This is a genomic window from Bacillus sp. DNRA2 (genome assembly GCF_012843265.1).
In the GTDB taxonomy this organism is placed as follows: Bacteria; Bacillota; Bacilli; order Bacillales; family Cytobacillaceae; genus Bacillus_BU.
In genome coordinates this window covers 165,314-184,334 of the sequence record NZ_JABAIT010000004.1, presented here as the reverse complement: position 1 = coordinate 184,334, position 19,021 = coordinate 165,314, and the positions used below count along the sequence as shown (strand labels likewise).

The window sequence follows — 19,021 nt, the reverse complement described above, 5'->3', positions numbered from 1 at the left end:
GAAATGCCGGAAGCCATTAACGGCTAACCGGCATACATTAGTGTTAAAGCTGTTCACCATTAGAGGCAATAACATCTTTAAACCAGTAGAAAGATTTTTTTCTGCTGCGTTCTAATGAACCACTGCCATCATCATGCTTGTCCACATAAATAAATCCATAGCGTTTAGACATTTCACCCGAAGAGGCACTTACTAGGTCGATACATCCCCAAGGTGTATATCCGATTAAGTCAACACCATCTTCAATCGCTTCTGCCATCGCTTGAATATGGTCTCTCAAATAATCAATGCGATAATCATCGTTGATGGAGCCATCTGCTTCTACTTGATCCTTTGCTCCTAGTCCATTTTCCACAATAAATAAAGGTATTCGATAGCGGTCATATAGTTTGTTTAATGAGATTCGAAGTCCTTCTGGATCAATTTCCCAACCCCAATCACTTGCTTTAAGGAATGGATTTTTCACCCCACCGATAATATTACCAGCAGTACTTTCTTCTTGAGTTTTTACTTTCTTTTCAGTACGAGACATGTAGTAACTAAAGCCAATATAATCTACTGTACCTTCTTTAATAATGTCCAAATCACCGTCTTGAATGTCTAATTGAATACCATTTTCCTTAAAGTAACGCTCGGCAAAAGCAGGATATTCACCACGAACTTGGACATCTCCACAATAGTAATTAAAGATTTGCTCTTCTCTTATCGTATGCATAACATTTTCTGGGTTGCTATCGAAGGAATACACTGGTGCATAAATAAGCATACATCCAATTTGAGACCCCGGAATGATTTCGTGTCCTATTTTTACAGCTAAAGCACTCGCCACAAATTGATGATGAAGTCCTTGGAAACTTTCTTGTAAACGAGCTTCTTCGCTTGAAGCTGAAAAGCCCAAACCAAAAAGTGGAAAGTGGGTCGCTCCATTAATTTCATTAAACGTCATCCAATACTTCACTTTATTTTTATAGCGATTAAAAATGGTTCTTACATATCGCTCAAAAAATCCAATGAGTTTTCGATTTTTCCAAGCACCATATTCTTTAATAAGATGTAAAGGTGTTTCATAATGCGAAATTGTTACGACTGGTTCAATGCCATTTTTGAGCAACTCATCAAATACACGGTCATAAAAAGCTAACCCATCCTCATTGGGAGTTTCTTCGTCCCCTCTTGGGAAAATACGTGACCAAGCAATCGACATACGGAATACCTTAAAACCCATTTCTTTAAAAAGAGCAATATCTTCCTTATAACGATGGTAAAAATCAATACCTTCGTGGTTTGGATAATGGTACTTACTTTGGTCTATCTCATAATTAAAACCGGGTTTCATAAGAATTTCTAACCGAACTTTTCCGCCTGGAAGCACATCGGCAAGATTTAATCCTTTTCCCCCTTCTTGATAAGCTCCTTCTAATTGGTTTGCAGCGGTTGCTCCGCCCCATAAAAAACCTTCTGGAAATTTACGATTCATAATTATCCACCTCTAGTTTATTTTCATTACTGTAATGCTAAGAATGCTTCACTTGCGTTAATGTCTCCTTTTTTTACTGGTTTAATAATCTGATAGCGATCAGGATTTGTAATGATAACTGGGGTTATTAAGTCATACCCTTCTGCTTTAATGGCATCCATATCAAATGTCACAAGAGTTTGACCCACATCAACAAAATCGCCATCCTTCACATATGCTGTGAAATGTTTACCTTCGAGTCTTACTGTTTCCAATCCAACATGGATTAGGATTTCAGCACCATTATCGCTTGTAATACCAATTGCATGCTTCGTTTTAAAAATAGTCGTTACTCTTCCAGTAACAGGTGAAACCACTTTACCTTCTTGAGGCATGATTGCTAAACCTTTACCCATAATTTCTGTAGAGAACGTTGGATCATTTACTTCACTTAAAGCCTTCACTTCACCTTTTATTGGGCTGAATACCTTTTCTGCCGCTACTACTAATTCAGACTTAGTATCAGTTGTAGTTGTTCCTTCTGCAGTTTCAGAATCTTGGCCTTCTTCACTCTCTAAATCCTTAAATCCTAGGATAAAAGTAGCGATGGCAGCTGCCACAAAGGCAATTGGCAATCCAATAATAGCTAATAAAAATGTTGAGCCGATAAAAGAAGTAACACCTGGTAAACCAACATTACCGCCAAGAATGAAATATTTTACTCCAACAGCACTATAGTATGCTCCACCGACAGCACCACCAATTAATCCACCAATAAATGGCTTCTTTAGGCGCATGTTAACTCCATACATCGCTGGTTCTGTAATACCCATAAGTGCAGTTATACTAGTTGTCATTGCTAAAGATTTAAATGATAAATTTTTTGAACGTAAAGACACTGCAAATGCCGCTCCTGCTTGCCCCATGTTTGCCGCAAACATAGCCGGTAAGATAAAGTCATATCCTTTAGTTGCAAGATTGTTCATGACAATTGGGGTAAATGCATAGTGCATTCCTGTCATAATGATTAATGAGAAAGTACCTCCCAAGATTAAACCTGCAAAAATCCATCCGTATTTGAATAATGCCTCAATCGCTACAGAAAGCCAATTTCCGATAATAGAACCAAGTGGACCAACTGCAATTAATGTAACGGGTACAATGATTAAGATAGTAATCGTTGGTACTAAAATTAGTTTAAACATGTCAGGTATAATACGATCCACCCATTTTTCAACATAAGAAGCAATCCAAATTGCTAATAAAATAGGAATAACGGTTGAAGAATAAGTAACCGCGGTAACTGGAATACCTAAGAAATGAATCGGTTCACCAGCACTTAATAAAGCTGTTAAGGTTGGGTGCAGGAGGGCTGCAGCTATAGCACCTGCTACATAAATGTTGCTGCCAAATTTTCTTGCTGCACTTACTGCTAAAAGAATCGGCAAGAAGTAAAAGGCTCCGTCACCAATAGCATTTAAGATGGTATATAATTGGCTCGTACTCGTTGTCCATCCGAAAGCAATTGCGATTGCTAGAATCCCTTTGATCATACCGGCACCAGCAATCGCAGGGAGAAGTGGTGTGAACGCACCGGAAATGACATCGAACATGGCATTGATTGGATTTTGTTTTTTCCCAGATTGCTTGGACTTGCTATCGACTTTAATTGAGCTGTTTTCTAAAATAGCGTTATATACTTTTGGAACATCATTTCCGACAATGATTTGGAACTGGTCACCGCTTACATTTGTTCCCATGATGCCAGGAACCTTTTCTAAACGTTTGCGGTCTACCTTGCTTTTATCATGTAAATTAAAGCGTAATCTGGTCATACAATGAATAACATTTTGAACGTTTTCTTCTCCACCGACTAATTCAAGAATACTTATTGCTGTTTTTTTGTAGTCCATGGTGATACCTCCTGATTTTTTGTAAAAAAATAACCTGAGGAACAAGACATGGATACGGTGTAAAAATACCCATTCATCTTCCTCAGGTTTTGCCTGCTTTACCAGTAACAATCCTGTTAAAAATATGAAATTTTACATAACCACTTGTAAGTGTTGGCCACCACCTACAACTGTAATTCAATGTAAGAAATAAAAAAACCTAAATTGTAAACCAAACACATAAAAGAAGTTTGGTACTACAATTTAGGTTTTGCCTGCTTAATCAGTAACAATCCTAATAAATTAATATTAATTTGTAAAATCATATTAGCATGCGCTTTCATAAAGTGTCAACGCTTTCTTACTATAATTTTTCAGGAGCGATTTACCACTCGTTCAATATGAATCGTGAGGTAGGCTATCTCTTCTTTTGTTAACTTATATTTATGAGTTTTTTCGATAAAGTCCCTAATTTTCTCCACACACGCAAATGCTTCTGTATTTTTCTCTTTGACCATCTTATATAAAAAATCATCTTCATTATTGTGGGGAGTATCCGCATATAACCGCTGTGTAAAAAACTTGAGATGGGTTAAAAAACGGAAATAGTTTAAGGATTCCTCATCAATTTCAATTTTAAAATGATATTTAACGATATTTAAAATATCTTGAATTAATTTGGTCATGTTAACGACATTTGGCATTTCTTCATTTAGCTCAGCATTGACAATATGCATCGTAATAAAGCCCGCTTCATCCTCAGGAAGAATAATTCCAAGCGTTTCTTTAATCATCGTTATTGCCTTTAAACCGATTGCATATTCTTCAGCATAAATTCGTTTGATTTCCCAAAGTAACGGATTAGAAATTTGTAAACCTTTATGAGCTCTCTCAATCGCAAAGTTAATATGATCGGTTAATGATACATAGATGCTATCATTCAAATTCCTACCAAGTTTGTTTTTCGTATAAGAAATAATCCGCTCAGAAATATCCATGTATTCCATTGGAACATCATACAAGAGCATTTTAAATTTTTCAGAGATGTCCTTATCATCTAATTTAAAAATCTTCTCGATCTTTGTTTCGTCCACAAGGTCGCCTGGCCTCTTTTGAAACGCAATCCCTCTCCCCATAATCACAAGCTCTTTATTATGGGAATCGGTGACACTAATGACATTGTTGTTGATCACTTTTGCAATTTTCATGTCAATCACCTCAAAAAAAAATAAAAAACCTAAAATTAACATAATAAATAAAGTTAATTTTAGGTTTTGCCTGATTTAACAGTAACAATCCAATTATTTATAAAATTTTTAAATCAATAAAATATTAACATCAAATAAACAGACAAACAATATTTTTTATATTGGTATCATTTACATGCGAAAGTAGCAACGGATAAATTGTATTGGAAAATTCCCCACCCAAACGATCATGGGATTTATTTCCTAACTTACCCTATTGAATTGTAATTATTTTTTCTTGAAAAAAGGCCGTGTTCTTTTGCCCCAACATGATATTTCGATCGCAAATCGCATCCACATCTTTTCGGTCATGAGTCACGATAATACAGGTCATTTCTGCCTTCTTCAAAATCGATCCTAGGTCTGCACGAATGGACTCTTTTAAATCGGCATCAAGATTACTGAAAGGTTCATCCATTAACAACAGCTTTGGTTTTGGGGCAAGAGCCCGAGCTAGGGCAATCCTTTGCTGCTGCCCCCCACTTAATTCATGAGGATACCTCTTTTCGAATTCCTCCATTTGTACAAGTTGAAGCATTTCTTTTAAACGAGAAGTGCGGTCTTTTCTTGATATTTTCGAAAGACCAAATAATATATTACCCTTGACAGTCATATGGGGAAACAAAGCGTAATCCTGAAATACCATCCCCACTCCTCGGTTTTCTGGTTGAACGAATAATGCATCGTTTACAACTGATGTACCTGCTATTGATATACTGCCACTATTAGGCATTTCAAGACCTGCTATAAGACGAAGAAGTGTGCTTTTCCCGCTCCCGCTTGGACCAAGGATACCTACTGTTTCACCCTTTTTAACAATAAAGGATAAATCCTTTATGACCGGTTCCTGAACTCGTGAAAAGGAAAATGTGAGATCCTGTATTTCTAGAATTTTCATTGTTTCACCCTCTTATCAATCAAATGGAAAACGATGACAGACAAAGCACTAAGGCCAATAATCATTAAAGATGGAATGGACGCTTCATGAATCATCTCGTCTTTTGCATACTGATAGGTTTTCGTAGCCAGCGTTTCAAAATTGAATGGTCTTAATAATAAAACTAATGGTAGCTCTTTACAAATCTCTACAAATGTCAAAATAAACCCACTTAATACAGCACCTTTAATCAGCGGGAGTTCTACTTTAAAAAACGTCTTGGTCACTCCATTTCCAAGTAATCTTGAAGCCTCTGTATATTTTGATCCAATCTTCTCATAACCCACTTCAATGGCATTATATCCAGTGGCCATAAATCGAATCGTGTAACCTACAATTAGCATGGCCATAGACAGACTTAATACTAGTGGTGCATTTCCTAATCCCATCATCGAATAGAGGGGAGCTAATTTTTCATCGAGTTGAATAAAAACTGCCAGTACACCAATAGCAATGATGGCACCAGGAATCGAGTATCCTGATGTTACCCATTTTGATAATATAAATGAAAAGGTCGTTTTAGAACGACTAACATTGGCTACAATTACAGCAAATATCAGGATAATACTCGTTGAAATAGCTGCAACTGAAACGGTCTGATAGAGCAGAGTAAAAAATTCTGTATCCCAAACCTTATCAACGGTTAACTTTGCCCATGATAATAATTGGATAAAAGGAATCAAGAAACCGAGCAAAAACACTACCGAACAATAGATCGATGCAGCAGCTGAATGAATCCCTTTAAGTTTCTGTGGTACAAGCGGCCTAGATTTATTACTTAAATGATATCGCTGTCGCATACGAAGAAGCCTTTCAATGATCATCATTCCAACGATGAACATCATAAGCCAAGCTGCTAATCTCATAGCAGTATCCACATCATACATTCCAAACCACGTTTGAAAAATGGCGGTCGTAATAGTATGAATGCCAAAATAGCTGGTAACTCCATAGTCACTCAGCACTTCATAAATAACTAAAACAGCACCGCCAATTAATGCTGGTCTTGAAAGTGGTAATACAACTTTTGTAAAAACTGCGAAAGGTTTTCTCCCTAAAAGTCTAGCGCTTTCAATATAAGTAGAGCTTTGACTTTCTAGAAACGCTCTGGCAATAATATAAACATATGGAAACAGGAATAAACTAAAAATGAAGACTGCTCCTCGTAAAGATGAAATCGATAAAACCTCTGGATTCATTTGATAATCAAATTGGTTCCTAAGTGTTGTTTGAATTACACCCGTATAGCTTAGCATGGTTCTATAGGTGTAAGCAGCAATATATGGTGGGATTGCAAGCGGCAGCATCAATCCCCAACGAAAAAACTTACGTAGTGGAAAATCGTAAGCTGATGTCAGCCAAGCAAGGGTAATCCCTAAGAAAGATGTGAACAATCCTGTTAATACCACAAGAAATACAGTATTAAAAACATAATTTTTGATTAAGTATTGGCGGATCTGGTACCAATTTTCATTTGGTACTTGGAAAAGTTCGACAAAAACATAAAGAATGGGCAGCAGAATTACTGCCGCCGCAATCATACTTATGATCCACCAGCCGTTAAGCTCTTTTTGTGCGTAACGTTTAAGTGGTGAAGTTTTCATATTACTTCCATCCTGTTTTATTAAAGATTTCAATAGCCTTTTGATTATGTTCCCCTAATGTGTCAAAATCAAGCTTCTGCATTTTAAACTCGCCCCATGATTCTAACAACTCAGCTTGTTTGGCTTCAGGGTTTACAGGGAATTCATAGTTGTTTGCAGATAAGAACTCTTGTGCTTCAACACCTGTTATATATTCAATTAACTTAATGGCGTTTTCTTTATTTTTACTGTGCTTAGTTAATCCAATTCCACTAATGTTAACATGTGTACCGTTTGTTTCTTGGTTAGGATAGAAAACACCAATGCTATCTGCAACCTTTACTTCTTCCGGATCTTCAGAGTTTGCAAGTAAACCAACATAGTAGGTGTTCATAATTGCTACATCACCGACTCCAGCTGCAATGGCTTTCGCTTGGTCACGGTCTCCCCCATCAGGTTGACGAGCAAAGTTTTTTACGATTCCTTCTGACCATTGTTCTGCCTTTTCTTCTCCATTCAACTCAATAAATGATGCAAGTAAAGACTGATTATACAAACTTGTTGAAGAACGAGCCAACACTTTCCCTTCCCATTTCTTATCTGTTAAACCTTCATAAGTAGAGAGCTGTTCAGGTTTCACACGATCCTTTGCGTAAACAATCACACGTGCTCTTGTGGCCATTCCAATCCAGTTGTTCTCTTTTTCACGGAATTCTTTAGGAACATTTTTTTCAATTTCATCAGAAGTTACAGGTTGAAGTACATCATTATTCTTGGCATTAGCAAGAACACCACCGTCAACGGTAATAAATAAGTCAGCTTGAGTACTTTCTCCTTCACGCTTTAACCTTTCAATGAGTTCTTCTGCCTCTGCTTTTACAACATTTACTTTGATACCAGTTTTTTCTGTGAAATTCTTATAAACTTCATCATCTGCTTCATAATGTCTAGCTGTATACACATTTACAACTTGATTTTCAGTTTTCTTCGATTCAGTTGATTCGTTTTTCTCAGTGGTTCCGCAACCTGTAAGACCAAGCGCTAAAACAGTACTAACCAATAAAGGCTTAACAAGTTTTCCTATATTCATCATTCACTTCCACCTTTTCATTTTTATGTAAATTATTTCGCGTTTTTTCGATAATGATAATCATTATCACTCACACATAAATATTAATATTTTTGATTACTTTCGTCAATACTTAATCTGAAAATTTAACAACGCCAACATGGTAATGGTATAAATTCAGACTATCCAGAATCACTACGGCTCTTTTCAAATTCAATCCAGCATTGTAAATCCTTTACAAAACACAAAAAAGGCAACGCCCTATAAGCAGTTGCCTTATTTAAAAATGAGTTTAGACACACATTCCACCTGGTATGAGTGTTGGCCGCAGATATTTTGATGTAGTTGTGTTTACCTTACAAAAATTCTTAAAGCTATGAAATCCTTTTGCCAAGAATAATCAAATCTCTCTTAATTCCATCCAATGTTGCGATTTCTGGTAAATGAGCCCACTTTTCAAAACCAAAACTTGAAAAGAGTTTAATACTCGGCTCATTGTGCCCAAAGATGAAACCAAGTATGGTATCAATTTCAAACTTAGGACATTCCTCAATAACTTTGCTTAAAATACTTCTCCCAAGTCCTTTACCTCGAAAATTTTCATGAATGTAAATACTAATTTCGGCAGTTGCATTATAAGCTGGTCTACCATAGAAAGATTGAAGACTTACCCAGCCACAAATTTCACCTCTATACTCTACAACCCACAAAGGTCTTTTGTAAGGGTTATGTTCTTTAAACCATTCTAGTTTATCGTTTATCGAAACAAGTTCAGTATCAGCCGTTACCATTCTGCTTGGAATAGTTGAATTATAAATATCCACAATAATTGGTAAATCATCAATACTCGCATCTTTAAATAAAATATCTTCCAACATAAAAAGACTCCCCTATAATTTGTTTAGTTCATCATTAATTCGATGTTATATCACTCAATATTATTATTGCAATAACATTTTCAACTCTATTTTTTTAACTATCAGCCCAATATTTTAATTGGATCACAATATACAAATTCGATTAATGACATAGAAAGTTCATTACTTCTACATTGTTTCTTCATATTACATTTGTATAGTCTATTTGGACTATGAATACATAAGTAATTGGGAATCATCTTAATCGTTTGCATGACTAGGTCTTGAAAGTAAAAAATAGGGGGCTTTTTAATGATAATAAGTGAAAAAGCGAAGAATAAGACACAAAAATACTCACGAACCTTATTTTTTCTATTAGCTTGGATTCTTTTGCTGGGGATTATCACTCAAATTTCTTTAGCAGGTTTAGCCGTATCAGTTGATGGTGGACTTTGGCAAAAACACAGAGATTTAGTAAAGGTAATTGAGTTTATTCCATCCTTTATGTTTATTTTGGGTATAGCTGGTGGGATCCACAAATTGTATAATGTTATAAGTTTTGTGTTATTCTTCTTTATCAACTTCCAATACTATACTCCTTACGGCTGGCTTGGTGCTATTCATGCAGCATTTACACTCGTCTTATTTATGGTTTCGTTGTATGTTGCTTGGGGTTCATATAAGATTATGGCAAACGACAAGAAAAAAAATAATGATACTACCATTTCAAATATACGTGACAGGGATTCATTGCATGAGTCCATCAATGGTAATGGTAACTCTAATATTAACGAAGCAGGCTAGCATCGTAAAAAAGCTCATCAGAAAATAAATCTGATGGGCTTTTTTAATCGATTGCACCTTTATTTTAACTTATCATCTGAAGATCTATATAACACACTCAATTCTTAACAATCAAACTATCAATAGTCTGTGATACATCTTGAAAAATTGTTTTCCATTTTTCTCCTAAAGTTTTGCTTAATCCAATATGGAACTTTATCTCATAAGGCTCCACTCCAATGAGATAACCCTTAATTGATTCTTTTTGTTGATACAATGATTGAAACAAATGTAAGTTATGCCCTGATATGTCTAAAGTTTGATATTCATGTAAATTGGCAAGAGGATAAACGGTAAGCTCTCCTGGTTTGCTACCCGAAAATACAGCATCCACAATGATGACAAATGTAGCCTTCATTATTCGATCCAAGCAGTAATCAATATCTGATTCTCCAATCAAAAATGATACATGAGGTGTACGATTTATTTGGGATAGTTGCTCAATTAGATAAATTCCAATTCCATCATCCATCATTAATCTATTCCCAATACCTAAAACGAGTATTTTTTCCATTAAAATACCTTTATCGTTTTTACTTGTTTACCTGGACTATATACATGAGTCGCACATGACATACACGGATCAAAAGAACGAAGAATTCTGCCTATTTCCGCAGGTTTATCTGGATTTTGAATGGGTGTACCGACTAAAGCTTCTTCAGCAGTACCTCTATATCCATTATCGTCCTTAGTTGAAAAATCCCATGTGGAAGGAGTAATAATTTGATAGAAGGAGATTTTCTTATCTATAATCTTTAGCCAATGGCCTAGTGCCCCTCTGGTTGTATCCACTAGCCCCCTTCCGGATGCTAATTCTGGAAGTTGATATTTTTTTTGCACATCTACTCCTGGAATGATTTGCTGAAGTAATATTTTCATAATTTCTGTGATTTTCTTTGCTTCTAATGCCCTCGCAATCGTTCGATCCATAGCAGAGATTCCATTGTTATACACCCCGCTTAAGGTTAATCTTGCCAACGGTCCAACCTCAAAAGGAAGACCATTATATCTTGGTGCCTTCACCCAAGAATAGGCTTTTTCTTTGTCCATATCCGGCTTTGTCAATGCCTCATTTGGTTGATTGCTGTTGGTTATTGATTGGTAATAGGCGTAATCTATTTTTTCTTGAATTTTAGTTTCATCAAAGGTTTCAACAGATCCCATTGTAGAAACAAGCGGATTCACATAAAGCGTGCCTAACTCCTTATAAGAGTTAAATGCACCATAGGTTAAAAGGTTGCCATACCCTCCGCCTAATCGAAAATAGTCCGGATAGAAACGAGCAATGTCGTATACATCTGGAAACATTTTTTCATCAATAAATTTAGAAATTTTCTCTAAAATAGAATCAATATGAACGACCTTCTCGGCTGTTGCCTGTGCTGTTATCCCTCCAATAAAAACCCCATGATTATGAGGAGCTTTCCCGCCTAAAACGGCTAACATCTCATGGGCTAGCCGACTGAACTTGAGTGAATCAAAGTAATGCTGTGAAATCCGGTCATTTATGTTTTTGGGTAATCGAAAATCGTCATGGTCGGACTGAAAAAGCGTGTTTTGCTCAATCTTTACAAAGTCAGGAACCGTATATTGATAAAAATGGCGGATATGATTTTGTAAAAACTCACAACAATGGATGATATCTCGTAAATATTTTCCTTGCTCCATTGGTTCGATGTTTAAAGCATCTTCTAAAGCACGAGATGAAGCCATGGAGTGAGCTGCAGAGCAAATGCCGCATATTCGCTGAGTAAAATATACGGCATCGAACGGACTTCTGCCTACTAACATTTGCTCAAAGCCGCGAAATAAATTTCCTTTGGTTTTAACATCCACAACTTGATTCTGATCGATCACCACATCAATTTCCATAAAACCGCTAATGCGTGTCAATGGATTAATCACGATTCGCTTACTCATTCTTCACCACCCTTGTCGTATCATAGCTAATGAACGGCGCCATGGCATCTGGAAATCCAAACTGAGCACAACCAATACATGGCGTATTATCTCCGATAGGCCAATTCACATGACCATTCCATTGCCTTGTCGGACAATCCACTCTCGTCACAGGCCCTCGGCATCCAAGCTTAAATAAACATGTTTTATCCCCTAATTTTTCAGCAAAAATCCCACGGTCAAAAAACGGTCTTCTTGGACAACGGTCATGGATAAGCGTGCTATAGAACATTAAAGGCCGGTCTAGGTTATCTGTTTCCGGCTCCCCATATAATAAAAGATGTGCTAATGTCCCTAAAAACCAGTCTGGATGTACAGGACATCCGGGAAGTTTAATCATCTTTTTGTTTGGCAGGACCTGTTGCAGCCCAACAGATTGGGATGGATTGGGTTTTGCCGCTGATACCCCTCCATGTGTGGCACAAGCCCCCACTGCAAAAATATACGAAGCCTTTTCTCCGAGTGTCTGTGCTGCTTGAAGGCCTGTAAGAGGCTTTCCTTGCCAGCTCCCGATAATATTGTATAAACCATTATTTTTTAACGCCACAGCTCCTTCAACTGCTAAAATATACTCTTCGTCCATCGTCTTTATTAGTTTCTCAATGGCCCGCTCTCCTTCAGCAGCCATTAAACTATTGCAATACTTAAGATCAACCATCGAATTTAACGTGTACTCAAAGTCTGGATTCTGCCCGTTTAGCAAGGAAATGATATTACCGGAACAACCATTTAATTCTAAGTAAATGAGATTTCTTTTCTTGATAATTCCCTTTTTGAGGCTCTCAAGTGCCGTTCTTGTTAACCTTTGGGCAATGGCTTCATTTGTTAAAGACTCTGGCGGCAAAATTTGTCCTCCCATTAAACCACCCTCCCTACAACTGGTAATGTAGCTAAGATCGATTGTTGCCCTGCATGACAAGAAGCAAATTCCTGTGTATAATCTTTGCCTGAAATTAAGCCAAAATGGGTAGCCGCAGCCCAGGCCCGGTTGTTTGTCACATTGTAGACAATACCATTGACAGCAACATAAGCAGGCCTCCCATTTTTCCCAGTAAATGTGGCTAATTCTCTTATTGTAAACGTTCGTTGATTAGACTGTGATATAGGTGTAGTGGGTAAAGGAGTAATGGGAGGAATTTGTGACTGATTTAAAACACCTGAAGGAACTGGAATAGATGGTTGTGTAGGTAAAACCTGATAACCAGTTTTCGCTTGATTTGCCAGCCATTCACTAAGAAAATGAATAGTTGATAATCCATCCCATAACCGTTGAAGAATTTGCGGCTTCATGGAAGTGTCACTCAATGAGGATAACGTATAAATATCATGGCGTGCTTGTGTAACAAGATAATTTATTTGCATTCTAATCATTTCGATGTTTTGCATGATGTTCTCCCCTTTAAGCGGTCTCCCCCTCTATTTCAATGACTTTAGCTCGTACCCCTAAGCACAAATCAAATCACCGCCCTTCATTTTCTGAAAAACAACTCCCTGTATCTTCCTTTTCACGATTACTTTTTGAATTTGTACATTGACGATATGCATCCTTTATCCAATTAATCCATTTTTCCATACCTTCACCAGTTTTGGCGGATAATGCTTTCAATTGCGCTTTTGGGTTAATTTCTTTTAAGTTTTTTTTCGCTAATTCTAAATTGAAAGATACATAAGGAAGGAGGTCTATTTTATTAATGATAGTTACATCGGTACGTCTAAACATAACGGGATATTTCGGAATTTTATCATTTCCTTCAGGGACACTTAAAACCACCACTTTATAATCTTGTCCTAAATCATAACTAGCAGGGCAAACTAAATTCCCAATGTTCTCAATAAGGAGAATATCAATAGTGTCTAGTTTAAAATCCGGTAATGTTTTCGCAATCATCCTTGCATCTAGATGACAACCTCCTGCTGTATTAATCTGAACCGTTTTGACTCCAAGTGAACGTAATCTTTCTGCATCCAAATCCGTTGCTAAATCGCCTTCGATCACAGCCATATGAAACTCATTCCTCAAAGCTTTAATTGTTTCTTCTAGTAAAGTCGTTTTACCTGCTCCTGGAGAGCTCATTAAGTTAATGACAAGCGTATGATTTTTTTTGAACGTTTCTCTATTGAATGCAGCAGCCAGGTTTTGATCTTTTAACACATCTTCCCGTAGCTTGATTTTCACAGTTCATCACAACCTTCGTATGATTCAACCTTAAAGGTTTCACCAAAAACCAGTAAGCAATTTGGTAGTTCGCACTTTGGACATATTGCCAATCTATAGTCTGGTATAAACTCAAACAGACATGTTTGACATTGTGCTTTCGCTTCTTCATGTATAATAGCTAATTCCGTATTTTCATCAAGAATACCCAAACCCTGTTTTCGAAAATAGAAAAATGCTAACTCTAGAGCATCAGGCAATACGTTTGATAAATCACCAACAATAACCTCAATCTTATTTACTTTACTAAAACCATGTAATTTAGCGTCTTCAGAAACTATTTTTATGATCTCCAACATAAGTGACATCTCGTGCATCCTTAACACACCTTCTGTTATTATCCCCTTTAAATGTTTATGCTTAGCATGATTAAAAAGAACTTAGTACCATATCGCTCATGAGTCAATATAAACGGATATAGGAGTAAAGGAGCTTCCGCAGAGTTAACGAATATTTTTGTACATACAACATAAAAAAGGCCTCCCATCAGTTCCAAAAAACTGATGAAAGGCTTTAAACTATGATGCTATGCTTGTATTAGAGCTTAATTATCTTTTCTTACAAGTAGTGAACAGCACTCCACATGAGATGTCTGCGGGAACATATCAACCGGCTGGAGGTACTCTACCTTAAACTTCGAACTCAACACCTGGATGTCCTTTGCTAAAGTCGATGGATTGCAGGACACATAAATAACTTTCTTCGGTTCCACTTGAAGGATGGTATTTAATAACTGATTGTCCAAGCCTGTACGCGGTGGGTCAACTACGATTACATCCGGTTTCCAACCTTTTTTCGTCCATTTAGGGAGGACTTCTTCAGCTTTGCCAGGTACATATTTTGTGTTGGTGAAGCCGTGTCGTTTAGCGTTTTTCTTGGCATCTTCAATTGATTCGGGGATGATGTCCATACCACGAATTTCACCTGCTTTGTCAGCAAGCCATAAGCCAATTGTGCCGACGCCGCAATAGGCATCAACCACTTTTTCAACTCCGGTCAGCGCAGCCGCTTTTTTAACTTCATTGTAGAGCTTAACAGTTTGCTCCGGATTTAGTTGGAAGAAGGTCCGCGCCGACAATTCAAATTGCAAATCGCCCAATGTTTCTTGAATGAATTCTTCTCCCTCTAATGCAACCGTTTCTTCGCCAAAAATGAGTGAAGTCTTGGCACCATTAACATTTTGCATGATTGATTTAACATCTGGCAATACGTCAACGATTCTTTCAATGAGGTACTCTTTCTTTGGGAGTTCCTTTTGAAAAGTGATTAACACGATTTGCAGTTCGCCCGATTGAACTCCAACTCTGGTGACGATGGTTCGAACGATACCTTTGCGTTTCTTTTCATTATAGATAGGAATTTGTAAGTCCTGTAAAATTTTTCGGACGGTTTCCGTTGCCTGATTCGTTTGCGGATGCTGCACAGCACATTGCTGAATATCAATAATCTGATGAGAGTTCATTCCGTATAAACCGGCAAGCACTTTCCCCGTGGAACTCATTCCGACTTGGAATTGGCTTTTATTACGGTAGCCCCATGGGTTGTCCATACCGATTGTCGGACGGATGTCTAATTTTTCAACTGCTAGTTTCGTATGACGTTCTAACGATTGAATCACAATATCGCGTTTTTCTTTAAGCTGCTGATCATAAGCCAAATGCTGAAGCTGACAACCACCACATTCATCGTATACAGGGCAAAGTGGTTTTACGCGGTGCTCCGATGGCTTACGAATCTTTTTAATTTTAGCCTCAGCAAATTTCGGGTTAATATTTGTCGCCTCAACGACCACTTCTTCACCCGGAAGAGCCCCTGGTACAAATACAACCTGACGTTTAAAGTAGCCAACGCCTTCCCCATTAATGCCTAGTCGTTTAATCGTTAACGGGAAGGTTTGTCCCGGGGTAATTTTTACTGTTTCTTGTTTTTGCATGATAATTCACTCCAATTTATTCGATGCTCCGCCATAAATATAATGAGGCGTAGCTTAAGTACGGTTCCCAATCTTGTTTGTAATGCTCCATTTCTTCGATGGTTGGTTTTCGGTCCATTCCGAACAGTTTTTTGATAGCATTTTGAATACCGATGTCGGCAATCGGAAACAGGTTAGACCTGCCAAGCCCAAACAACAGGAAATTTTGGACCGTCCATGGCCCGACACCACGGAGTTTGACCATTTGCTTCATTACTTCTTCGTCCGTAAGCGGCTTTATTTTTTCCAAATCGAGCTGACCTTCTACAATCGCTTTGCCAATGCCGATGACATATTCTGCCTTGCGACCACTGAATTGCAATTCGCGCAGCTGCTCCACCTTGAGTTGTGCAACTGTTTCCGGGCGTGGATAAAACCAAACACCTTCCACTTCATAACCAAACGTGTGAACAAATCTCGTTGAAAGAGTGTGGGCAAATGCCATGTTGAGTTGCTGATGAATGATGCACTTCAGTAAACAACCATATGGATCAAATTCCAAGACAAGTGGTGCTCCAAAATGTTCGTTAAATAATACCTTTAGGGTTGTTTTTTGAAAATGATTATAGACTCCCTCAATCGGAGCATGCCACTGGAATATCTCAGTGAGCGTTTCGATGACCGTTTCGTGTTTCACTTCTTCACTTCCGGTGACGATGAAACTTGGCTGTTCCGTTGTTCCGTTCGCCTGGACTTTTACCACAATAGGTTGATGATCTATTAACAGCGGTACCTTCACCCAGCGCTCGTCTAGTGATAGTACGTGTAGCGGGTCAAATGCCTGCCTTCGTATGACTTCATCAAAATTGTAAGGGCCAGTTATTGTAATATTTTCTTGCCACACAGGTTTAGTCCGTCCTTTTCTGGTCATTATCCCGTATTATATCATTTTCCCAAAAATAAAACCCGAAACATAATAGGAACGGATTTTTACAATTTGCATATAATCGATTGTTTCATTTTTTTATAGTATCTTTTGGAAAAACATTTTATTATTAAAATAATTATTTGCTACTAACTAGAACCGGGGGAAGTTGATTTGCAAGCAATCGTGCTAGGGATTTGTGCTGCTTTCTTTTTTGCCTTTACTTTTATTCTGAATGCTTCGATGGAATTTTCAGGAGGAAGCTGGATTTGGAGCGCGTCGTTAAGATATATATTTATGGTGCCATTTTTGTTGGCGATTGTCCTGTTCCGGAAAAATTTACGTCCACTCTTAGTCGAAATGAAAAAACAACCGATAACATGGTTGCTCTGGAGCTTTGTTGGGTTTGGGCTCTTTTATGCTCCGTTATGCTTTGCGGCCGCATATTCTCCAGGCTGGCTCATTGCCGGTACTTGGCAAATCACCATTATTTCAGGGTCATTGCTTGCACCACTATTCCTTGAAACAGTTTATACAAGGAAGGGACCTGTTCAAGTTAGAGGAAAGATTCCTTATAAAGGTCTAGTCCTATCGTTGATTATTCTGTTGGGTATTGTTTTCATGCAGATGGAACATGCTCAACAACTTTCTTTTAAATCATTATCATTAGGGGTTATCCCCATTATTATCGCATCATTTGCTTATCCTTTAGGTAATCGAAAAATGATGGATGTGTGCGGGGGACGGCTGGATACTTATCAACGCGTACTCGGAATGACCTTGGCCAGTCTTCCATTTTGGTTATTACTTTTCGTCTATGGTTTATTTACCGACGGAATGCCAAGCCTGGGGCAAAGTTTTCAAGCTTTAATCGTGGCGATTAGTTCCGGTGTCATTGCTACTGTTTTATTTTTCAAAGCAACAGATATGGTCCGCGGGAATATGCGGAAACTGGCGACAGTGGAAGCAACTCAATCAATAGAAGTTCTGTTTGCTCTAACAGGAGAAATCCTGGTTTTATCAATAGCCATTCCTTCTTCATTAGCCTGGATTGGGATTATTTTAGTCATCATCGGAATGATTTTCCACAGTTTTGGATCTAATCCCAAACTAGTATGTGAAGTAACTCAGGAAACCTAATATATATCCCCGGTAGCATCATGCTCCGGGGTTTTGCTCCTTAATACAGCATTGGATCTTTAAACGTGTCCTCGAGAATGAGGTCATCTAAGCTTCTAAAGTCGTACCCTTCCGTTTTAAGGTCCTGGATTACTTTTTCTAAAGCATCGGCATTGTCCTTTGATACTGAGTGAAGCAGGATGATCGAACCAGGATGGACCTGACGCATGATGTTATCATAGGAATATTTCCAACCCTTTTGGCTATTCGTATTCCAATCAATAAAGGCCAGTGACCAGAAAACGTGAACATAACCCAACTCTCTTGCTTTTTCTAATGAACGCTCTGTGAATACTCCTCGCGGTGGTCGTAGGAAGGTCATTTCCTTCTGTCCTGTCAGCCTCGCTGTTTCAGCTTTAACCATTTCCAATTCCTTCGCTAGCTTTTCATCACTTACCTGGGAAAAATCAGGATGATGCCACGAATGATTCCCAATGATATGTCCTTCATTAACCATTCGTTTTACTAAGTCTGGGGCACTCTTCAAGTAATGACCAGTGACGAAAAAGGTAGCAGGGACTTTTTCCTTTTTTAGCACATCAAGAATTTGTTCGGTATAGCCATTTTCATAGCCATTATCAAAGGTTAAATAGAGGACCTTTTTGTTTGAGTTTCCCTTGTAATATGCTCCGTATTTGTCGAGAAGACCCTCGAGCATTTGACCAGCTTCTGCAGGTTGGCCTCTGTACCCTTTTTTGAAACCCCAATGAATTGCTGAATCGCTTGTTTGTGCCTGAGCAACGGTTGCAGTGGATACGAAGAGTATACACAGGATACTCAGAAATTTGCTGAGCTGTTTCATCTATGCTCCCCCATGATGTTTTAATTTGTTGATTTTGGGTTTAGTTAGCGAGTCTCTGTAGAAACTCACTTATTCGGTAGTTAGTATTTCCTGCTTTGTTAGGAATCATTATATGAAAAAAATACCCAACATGTCGTCAAACGTC

Annotated in this window: 18 protein-coding genes; 2 read left to right on the top strand and 16 right to left on the bottom strand. The window is 37.9% G+C overall.

The genetic code is table 11. The features are described from left to right. Window positions 1-43 precede the first annotated feature (43 nt). The 7 genes from HHO41_RS05795 to HHO41_RS05765 all read right to left on the bottom strand — a co-directional run bounded on the left by HHO41_RS05795 (window position 44) and on the right by HHO41_RS05765 (window position 9,062). On the bottom strand, window positions 44-1,477 hold the full coding sequence (locus HHO41_RS05795; RefSeq protein ID WP_169096396.1) for a glycoside hydrolase family 1 protein: 1,434 nt from the start codon (window positions 1,475-1,477) through the stop codon (window positions 44-46). Window positions 1,478-1,503: 26 nt separating this feature from the next. Next, window positions 1,504-3,369 (bottom strand): beta-glucoside-specific PTS transporter subunit IIABC, encoded by a 1,866-nt coding sequence (locus HHO41_RS05790; RefSeq protein ID WP_169096394.1) that lies wholly within the window; start codon window positions 3,367-3,369, stop codon window positions 1,504-1,506. A 353-nt stretch (window positions 3,370-3,722) separates the two neighbouring features. Next, window positions 3,723-4,556 carry a BglG family transcription antiterminator LicT gene (licT, locus tag HHO41_RS05785; RefSeq protein ID WP_169096392.1) on the bottom strand — a complete coding sequence of 278 codons (834 nt, stop codon included), beginning with the start codon at window positions 4,554-4,556 and terminating at the stop codon, window positions 3,723-3,725. Between the two features lie 253 nt (window positions 4,557-4,809). Beyond that, window positions 4,810-5,493, bottom strand: coding sequence for an ABC transporter ATP-binding protein (locus HHO41_RS05780; protein ID WP_169096390.1), 684 nt, complete (start codon window positions 5,491-5,493; stop codon window positions 4,810-4,812). Next, window positions 5,490-7,136 (bottom strand): ABC transporter permease, encoded by a 1,647-nt coding sequence (locus HHO41_RS05775; protein WP_169096388.1) that lies wholly within the window; start codon window positions 7,134-7,136, stop codon window positions 5,490-5,492. Before HHO41_RS05775 ends, HHO41_RS05780 begins: the two co-directional genes overlap by 4 nt. Window position 7,137: 1 nt before the next feature. After that, window positions 7,138-8,205, bottom strand: a complete 1,068-nt coding sequence (locus HHO41_RS05770; RefSeq protein WP_211171054.1) for a Fe(3+) ABC transporter substrate-binding protein — start codon at window positions 8,203-8,205, stop codon at window positions 7,138-7,140. 353 nt (window positions 8,206-8,558) lie between these two features. Then, window positions 8,559-9,062, bottom strand: a complete 504-nt coding sequence (locus HHO41_RS05765; protein ID WP_169096384.1) for a GNAT family N-acetyltransferase — start codon at window positions 9,060-9,062, stop codon at window positions 8,559-8,561. 291 nt (window positions 9,063-9,353) lie between these two features. Here HHO41_RS05765 and HHO41_RS05760 point away from each other — a divergent pair, with 291 nt between their 5' ends. After that, window positions 9,354-9,845: a DUF6220 domain-containing protein gene (locus tag HHO41_RS05760; protein ID WP_169096382.1), complete on the top strand. Its 492-nt coding sequence runs from the start codon at window positions 9,354-9,356 to the stop codon at window positions 9,843-9,845. Window positions 9,846-9,942: 97 nt separating this feature from the next. Here the strand turns inward: HHO41_RS05760 and HHO41_RS05755 are convergent, their stop codons facing one another. The 8 genes from HHO41_RS05755 to HHO41_RS05720 all read right to left on the bottom strand — a co-directional run bounded on the left by HHO41_RS05755 (window position 9,943) and on the right by HHO41_RS05720 (window position 16,901). Beyond that, entirely contained in the window at window positions 9,943-10,398 is a 456-nt protein-coding gene (locus HHO41_RS05755) for a hydrogenase maturation protease (RefSeq protein ID WP_169096380.1), read from the bottom strand. Then, the gene (locus tag HHO41_RS05750) at window positions 10,398-11,804 is read right to left on the bottom strand and encodes a nickel-dependent hydrogenase large subunit (protein WP_169096378.1); all 1,407 of its coding nucleotides are present in this window, start codon (window positions 11,802-11,804) and stop codon (window positions 10,398-10,400) included. The genes HHO41_RS05755 and HHO41_RS05750 overlap by 1 nt, the downstream gene beginning before the upstream one ends. After that, complete coding sequence (locus HHO41_RS05745) at window positions 11,797-12,702, bottom strand: hydrogenase small subunit (RefSeq protein WP_169096376.1); 906 nt, start codon at window positions 12,700-12,702, stop codon at window positions 11,797-11,799. The genes HHO41_RS05750 and HHO41_RS05745 overlap by 8 nt, the downstream gene beginning before the upstream one ends. Continuing rightward, window positions 12,702-13,229 (bottom strand): cytochrome b5 domain-containing protein, encoded by a 528-nt coding sequence (locus tag HHO41_RS05740; protein WP_169096374.1) that lies wholly within the window; start codon window positions 13,227-13,229, stop codon window positions 12,702-12,704. The genes HHO41_RS05745 and HHO41_RS05740 overlap by 1 nt, the downstream gene beginning before the upstream one ends. Window positions 13,230-13,302: 73 nt before the next feature. Beyond that, on the bottom strand, window positions 13,303-14,019 hold the full coding sequence (gene hypB / locus HHO41_RS05735; RefSeq protein ID WP_169096372.1) for a hydrogenase nickel incorporation protein HypB: 717 nt from the start codon (window positions 14,017-14,019) through the stop codon (window positions 13,303-13,305). After that, window positions 14,016-14,375, bottom strand: a complete 360-nt coding sequence (locus tag HHO41_RS05730; protein WP_169096370.1) for a hydrogenase maturation nickel metallochaperone HypA/HybF — start codon at window positions 14,373-14,375, stop codon at window positions 14,016-14,018. Before HHO41_RS05730 ends, hypB begins: the two co-directional genes overlap by 4 nt. 227 nt (window positions 14,376-14,602) lie before the next feature. Next, complete coding sequence (gene rlmD, locus HHO41_RS05725) at window positions 14,603-15,991, bottom strand: 23S rRNA (uracil(1939)-C(5))-methyltransferase RlmD (protein WP_169096368.1); 1,389 nt, start codon at window positions 15,989-15,991, stop codon at window positions 14,603-14,605. Between the two features lie 16 nt (window positions 15,992-16,007). Next, on the bottom strand, window positions 16,008-16,901 hold the full coding sequence (locus HHO41_RS05720; protein ID WP_169096366.1) for a DNA-3-methyladenine glycosylase family protein: 894 nt from the start codon (window positions 16,899-16,901) through the stop codon (window positions 16,008-16,010). A 168-nt stretch (window positions 16,902-17,069) separates the two neighbouring features. On the opposite strand from HHO41_RS05720, the gene HHO41_RS05715 reads away from it, so the two are divergent. Continuing rightward, window positions 17,070-18,035: a DMT family transporter gene (locus HHO41_RS05715; protein WP_169096364.1), complete on the top strand. Its 966-nt coding sequence runs from the start codon at window positions 17,070-17,072 to the stop codon at window positions 18,033-18,035. A gap of 40 nt (window positions 18,036-18,075) precedes the next feature. Here the strand turns inward: HHO41_RS05715 and pdaA are convergent, their stop codons facing one another. Then, window positions 18,076-18,876 carry a delta-lactam-biosynthetic de-N-acetylase gene (gene pdaA, locus HHO41_RS05710; protein WP_169096362.1) on the bottom strand — a complete coding sequence of 267 codons (801 nt, stop codon included), beginning with the start codon at window positions 18,874-18,876 and terminating at the stop codon, window positions 18,076-18,078. Between the last annotated feature and the right edge of the window lie 145 nt (window positions 18,877-19,021).

Excerpts from the sequence above, each read along its gene's own strand:
- HHO41_RS05750 (WP_169096378.1), bottom strand. The coding sequence starts at position 11,804 with ATGAGTAAGCGAATCGTGATTAATCCATTGACACGCATTAGCGGTTTT.
- HHO41_RS05790 (WP_169096394.1), bottom strand. The coding sequence starts at position 3,369 with ATGGACTACAAAAAAACAGCAATAAGTATTCTTGAATTAGTCGGTGGA.
- pdaA (WP_169096362.1), bottom strand. The coding sequence starts at position 18,876 with ATGAAACAGCTCAGCAAATTTCTGAGTATCCTGTGTATACTCTTCGTA.
- HHO41_RS05740 (WP_169096374.1), bottom strand. The coding sequence starts at position 13,229 with ATGCAAAACATCGAAATGATTAGAATGCAAATAAATTATCTTGTTACA.
- HHO41_RS05720 (WP_169096366.1), bottom strand. The coding sequence starts at position 16,901 with ATGACCAGAAAAGGACGGACTAAACCTGTGTGGCAAGAAAATATTACA.
- HHO41_RS05795 (WP_169096396.1), bottom strand. The coding sequence starts at position 1,477 with ATGAATCGTAAATTTCCAGAAGGTTTTTTATGGGGCGGAGCAACCGCT.
- HHO41_RS05755 (WP_169096380.1), bottom strand. The coding sequence starts at position 10,398 with ATGGAAAAAATACTCGTTTTAGGTATTGGGAATAGATTAATGATGGAT.
- licT (WP_169096392.1), bottom strand. The coding sequence starts at position 4,556 with ATGAAAATTGCAAAAGTGATCAACAACAATGTCATTAGTGTCACCGAT.
- HHO41_RS05775 (WP_169096388.1), bottom strand. The coding sequence starts at position 7,136 with ATGAAAACTTCACCACTTAAACGTTACGCACAAAAAGAGCTTAACGGC.
- HHO41_RS05760 (WP_169096382.1), top strand. The coding sequence starts at position 9,354 with ATGATAATAAGTGAAAAAGCGAAGAATAAGACACAAAAATACTCACGA.
- HHO41_RS05780 (WP_169096390.1), bottom strand. The coding sequence starts at position 5,493 with ATGAAAATTCTAGAAATACAGGATCTCACATTTTCCTTTTCACGAGTT.
- HHO41_RS05770 (WP_211171054.1), bottom strand. The coding sequence starts at position 8,205 with ATGAATATAGGAAAACTTGTTAAGCCTTTATTGGTTAGTACTGTTTTA.
- HHO41_RS05765 (WP_169096384.1), bottom strand. The coding sequence starts at position 9,062 with ATGTTGGAAGATATTTTATTTAAAGATGCGAGTATTGATGATTTACCA.
- rlmD (WP_169096368.1), bottom strand. The coding sequence starts at position 15,991 with ATGCAAAAACAAGAAACAGTAAAAATTACCCCGGGACAAACCTTCCCG.
- HHO41_RS05745 (WP_169096376.1), bottom strand. The coding sequence starts at position 12,702 with ATGGGAGGACAAATTTTGCCGCCAGAGTCTTTAACAAATGAAGCCATT.
- HHO41_RS05730 (WP_169096370.1), bottom strand. The coding sequence starts at position 14,375 with ATGCACGAGATGTCACTTATGTTGGAGATCATAAAAATAGTTTCTGAA.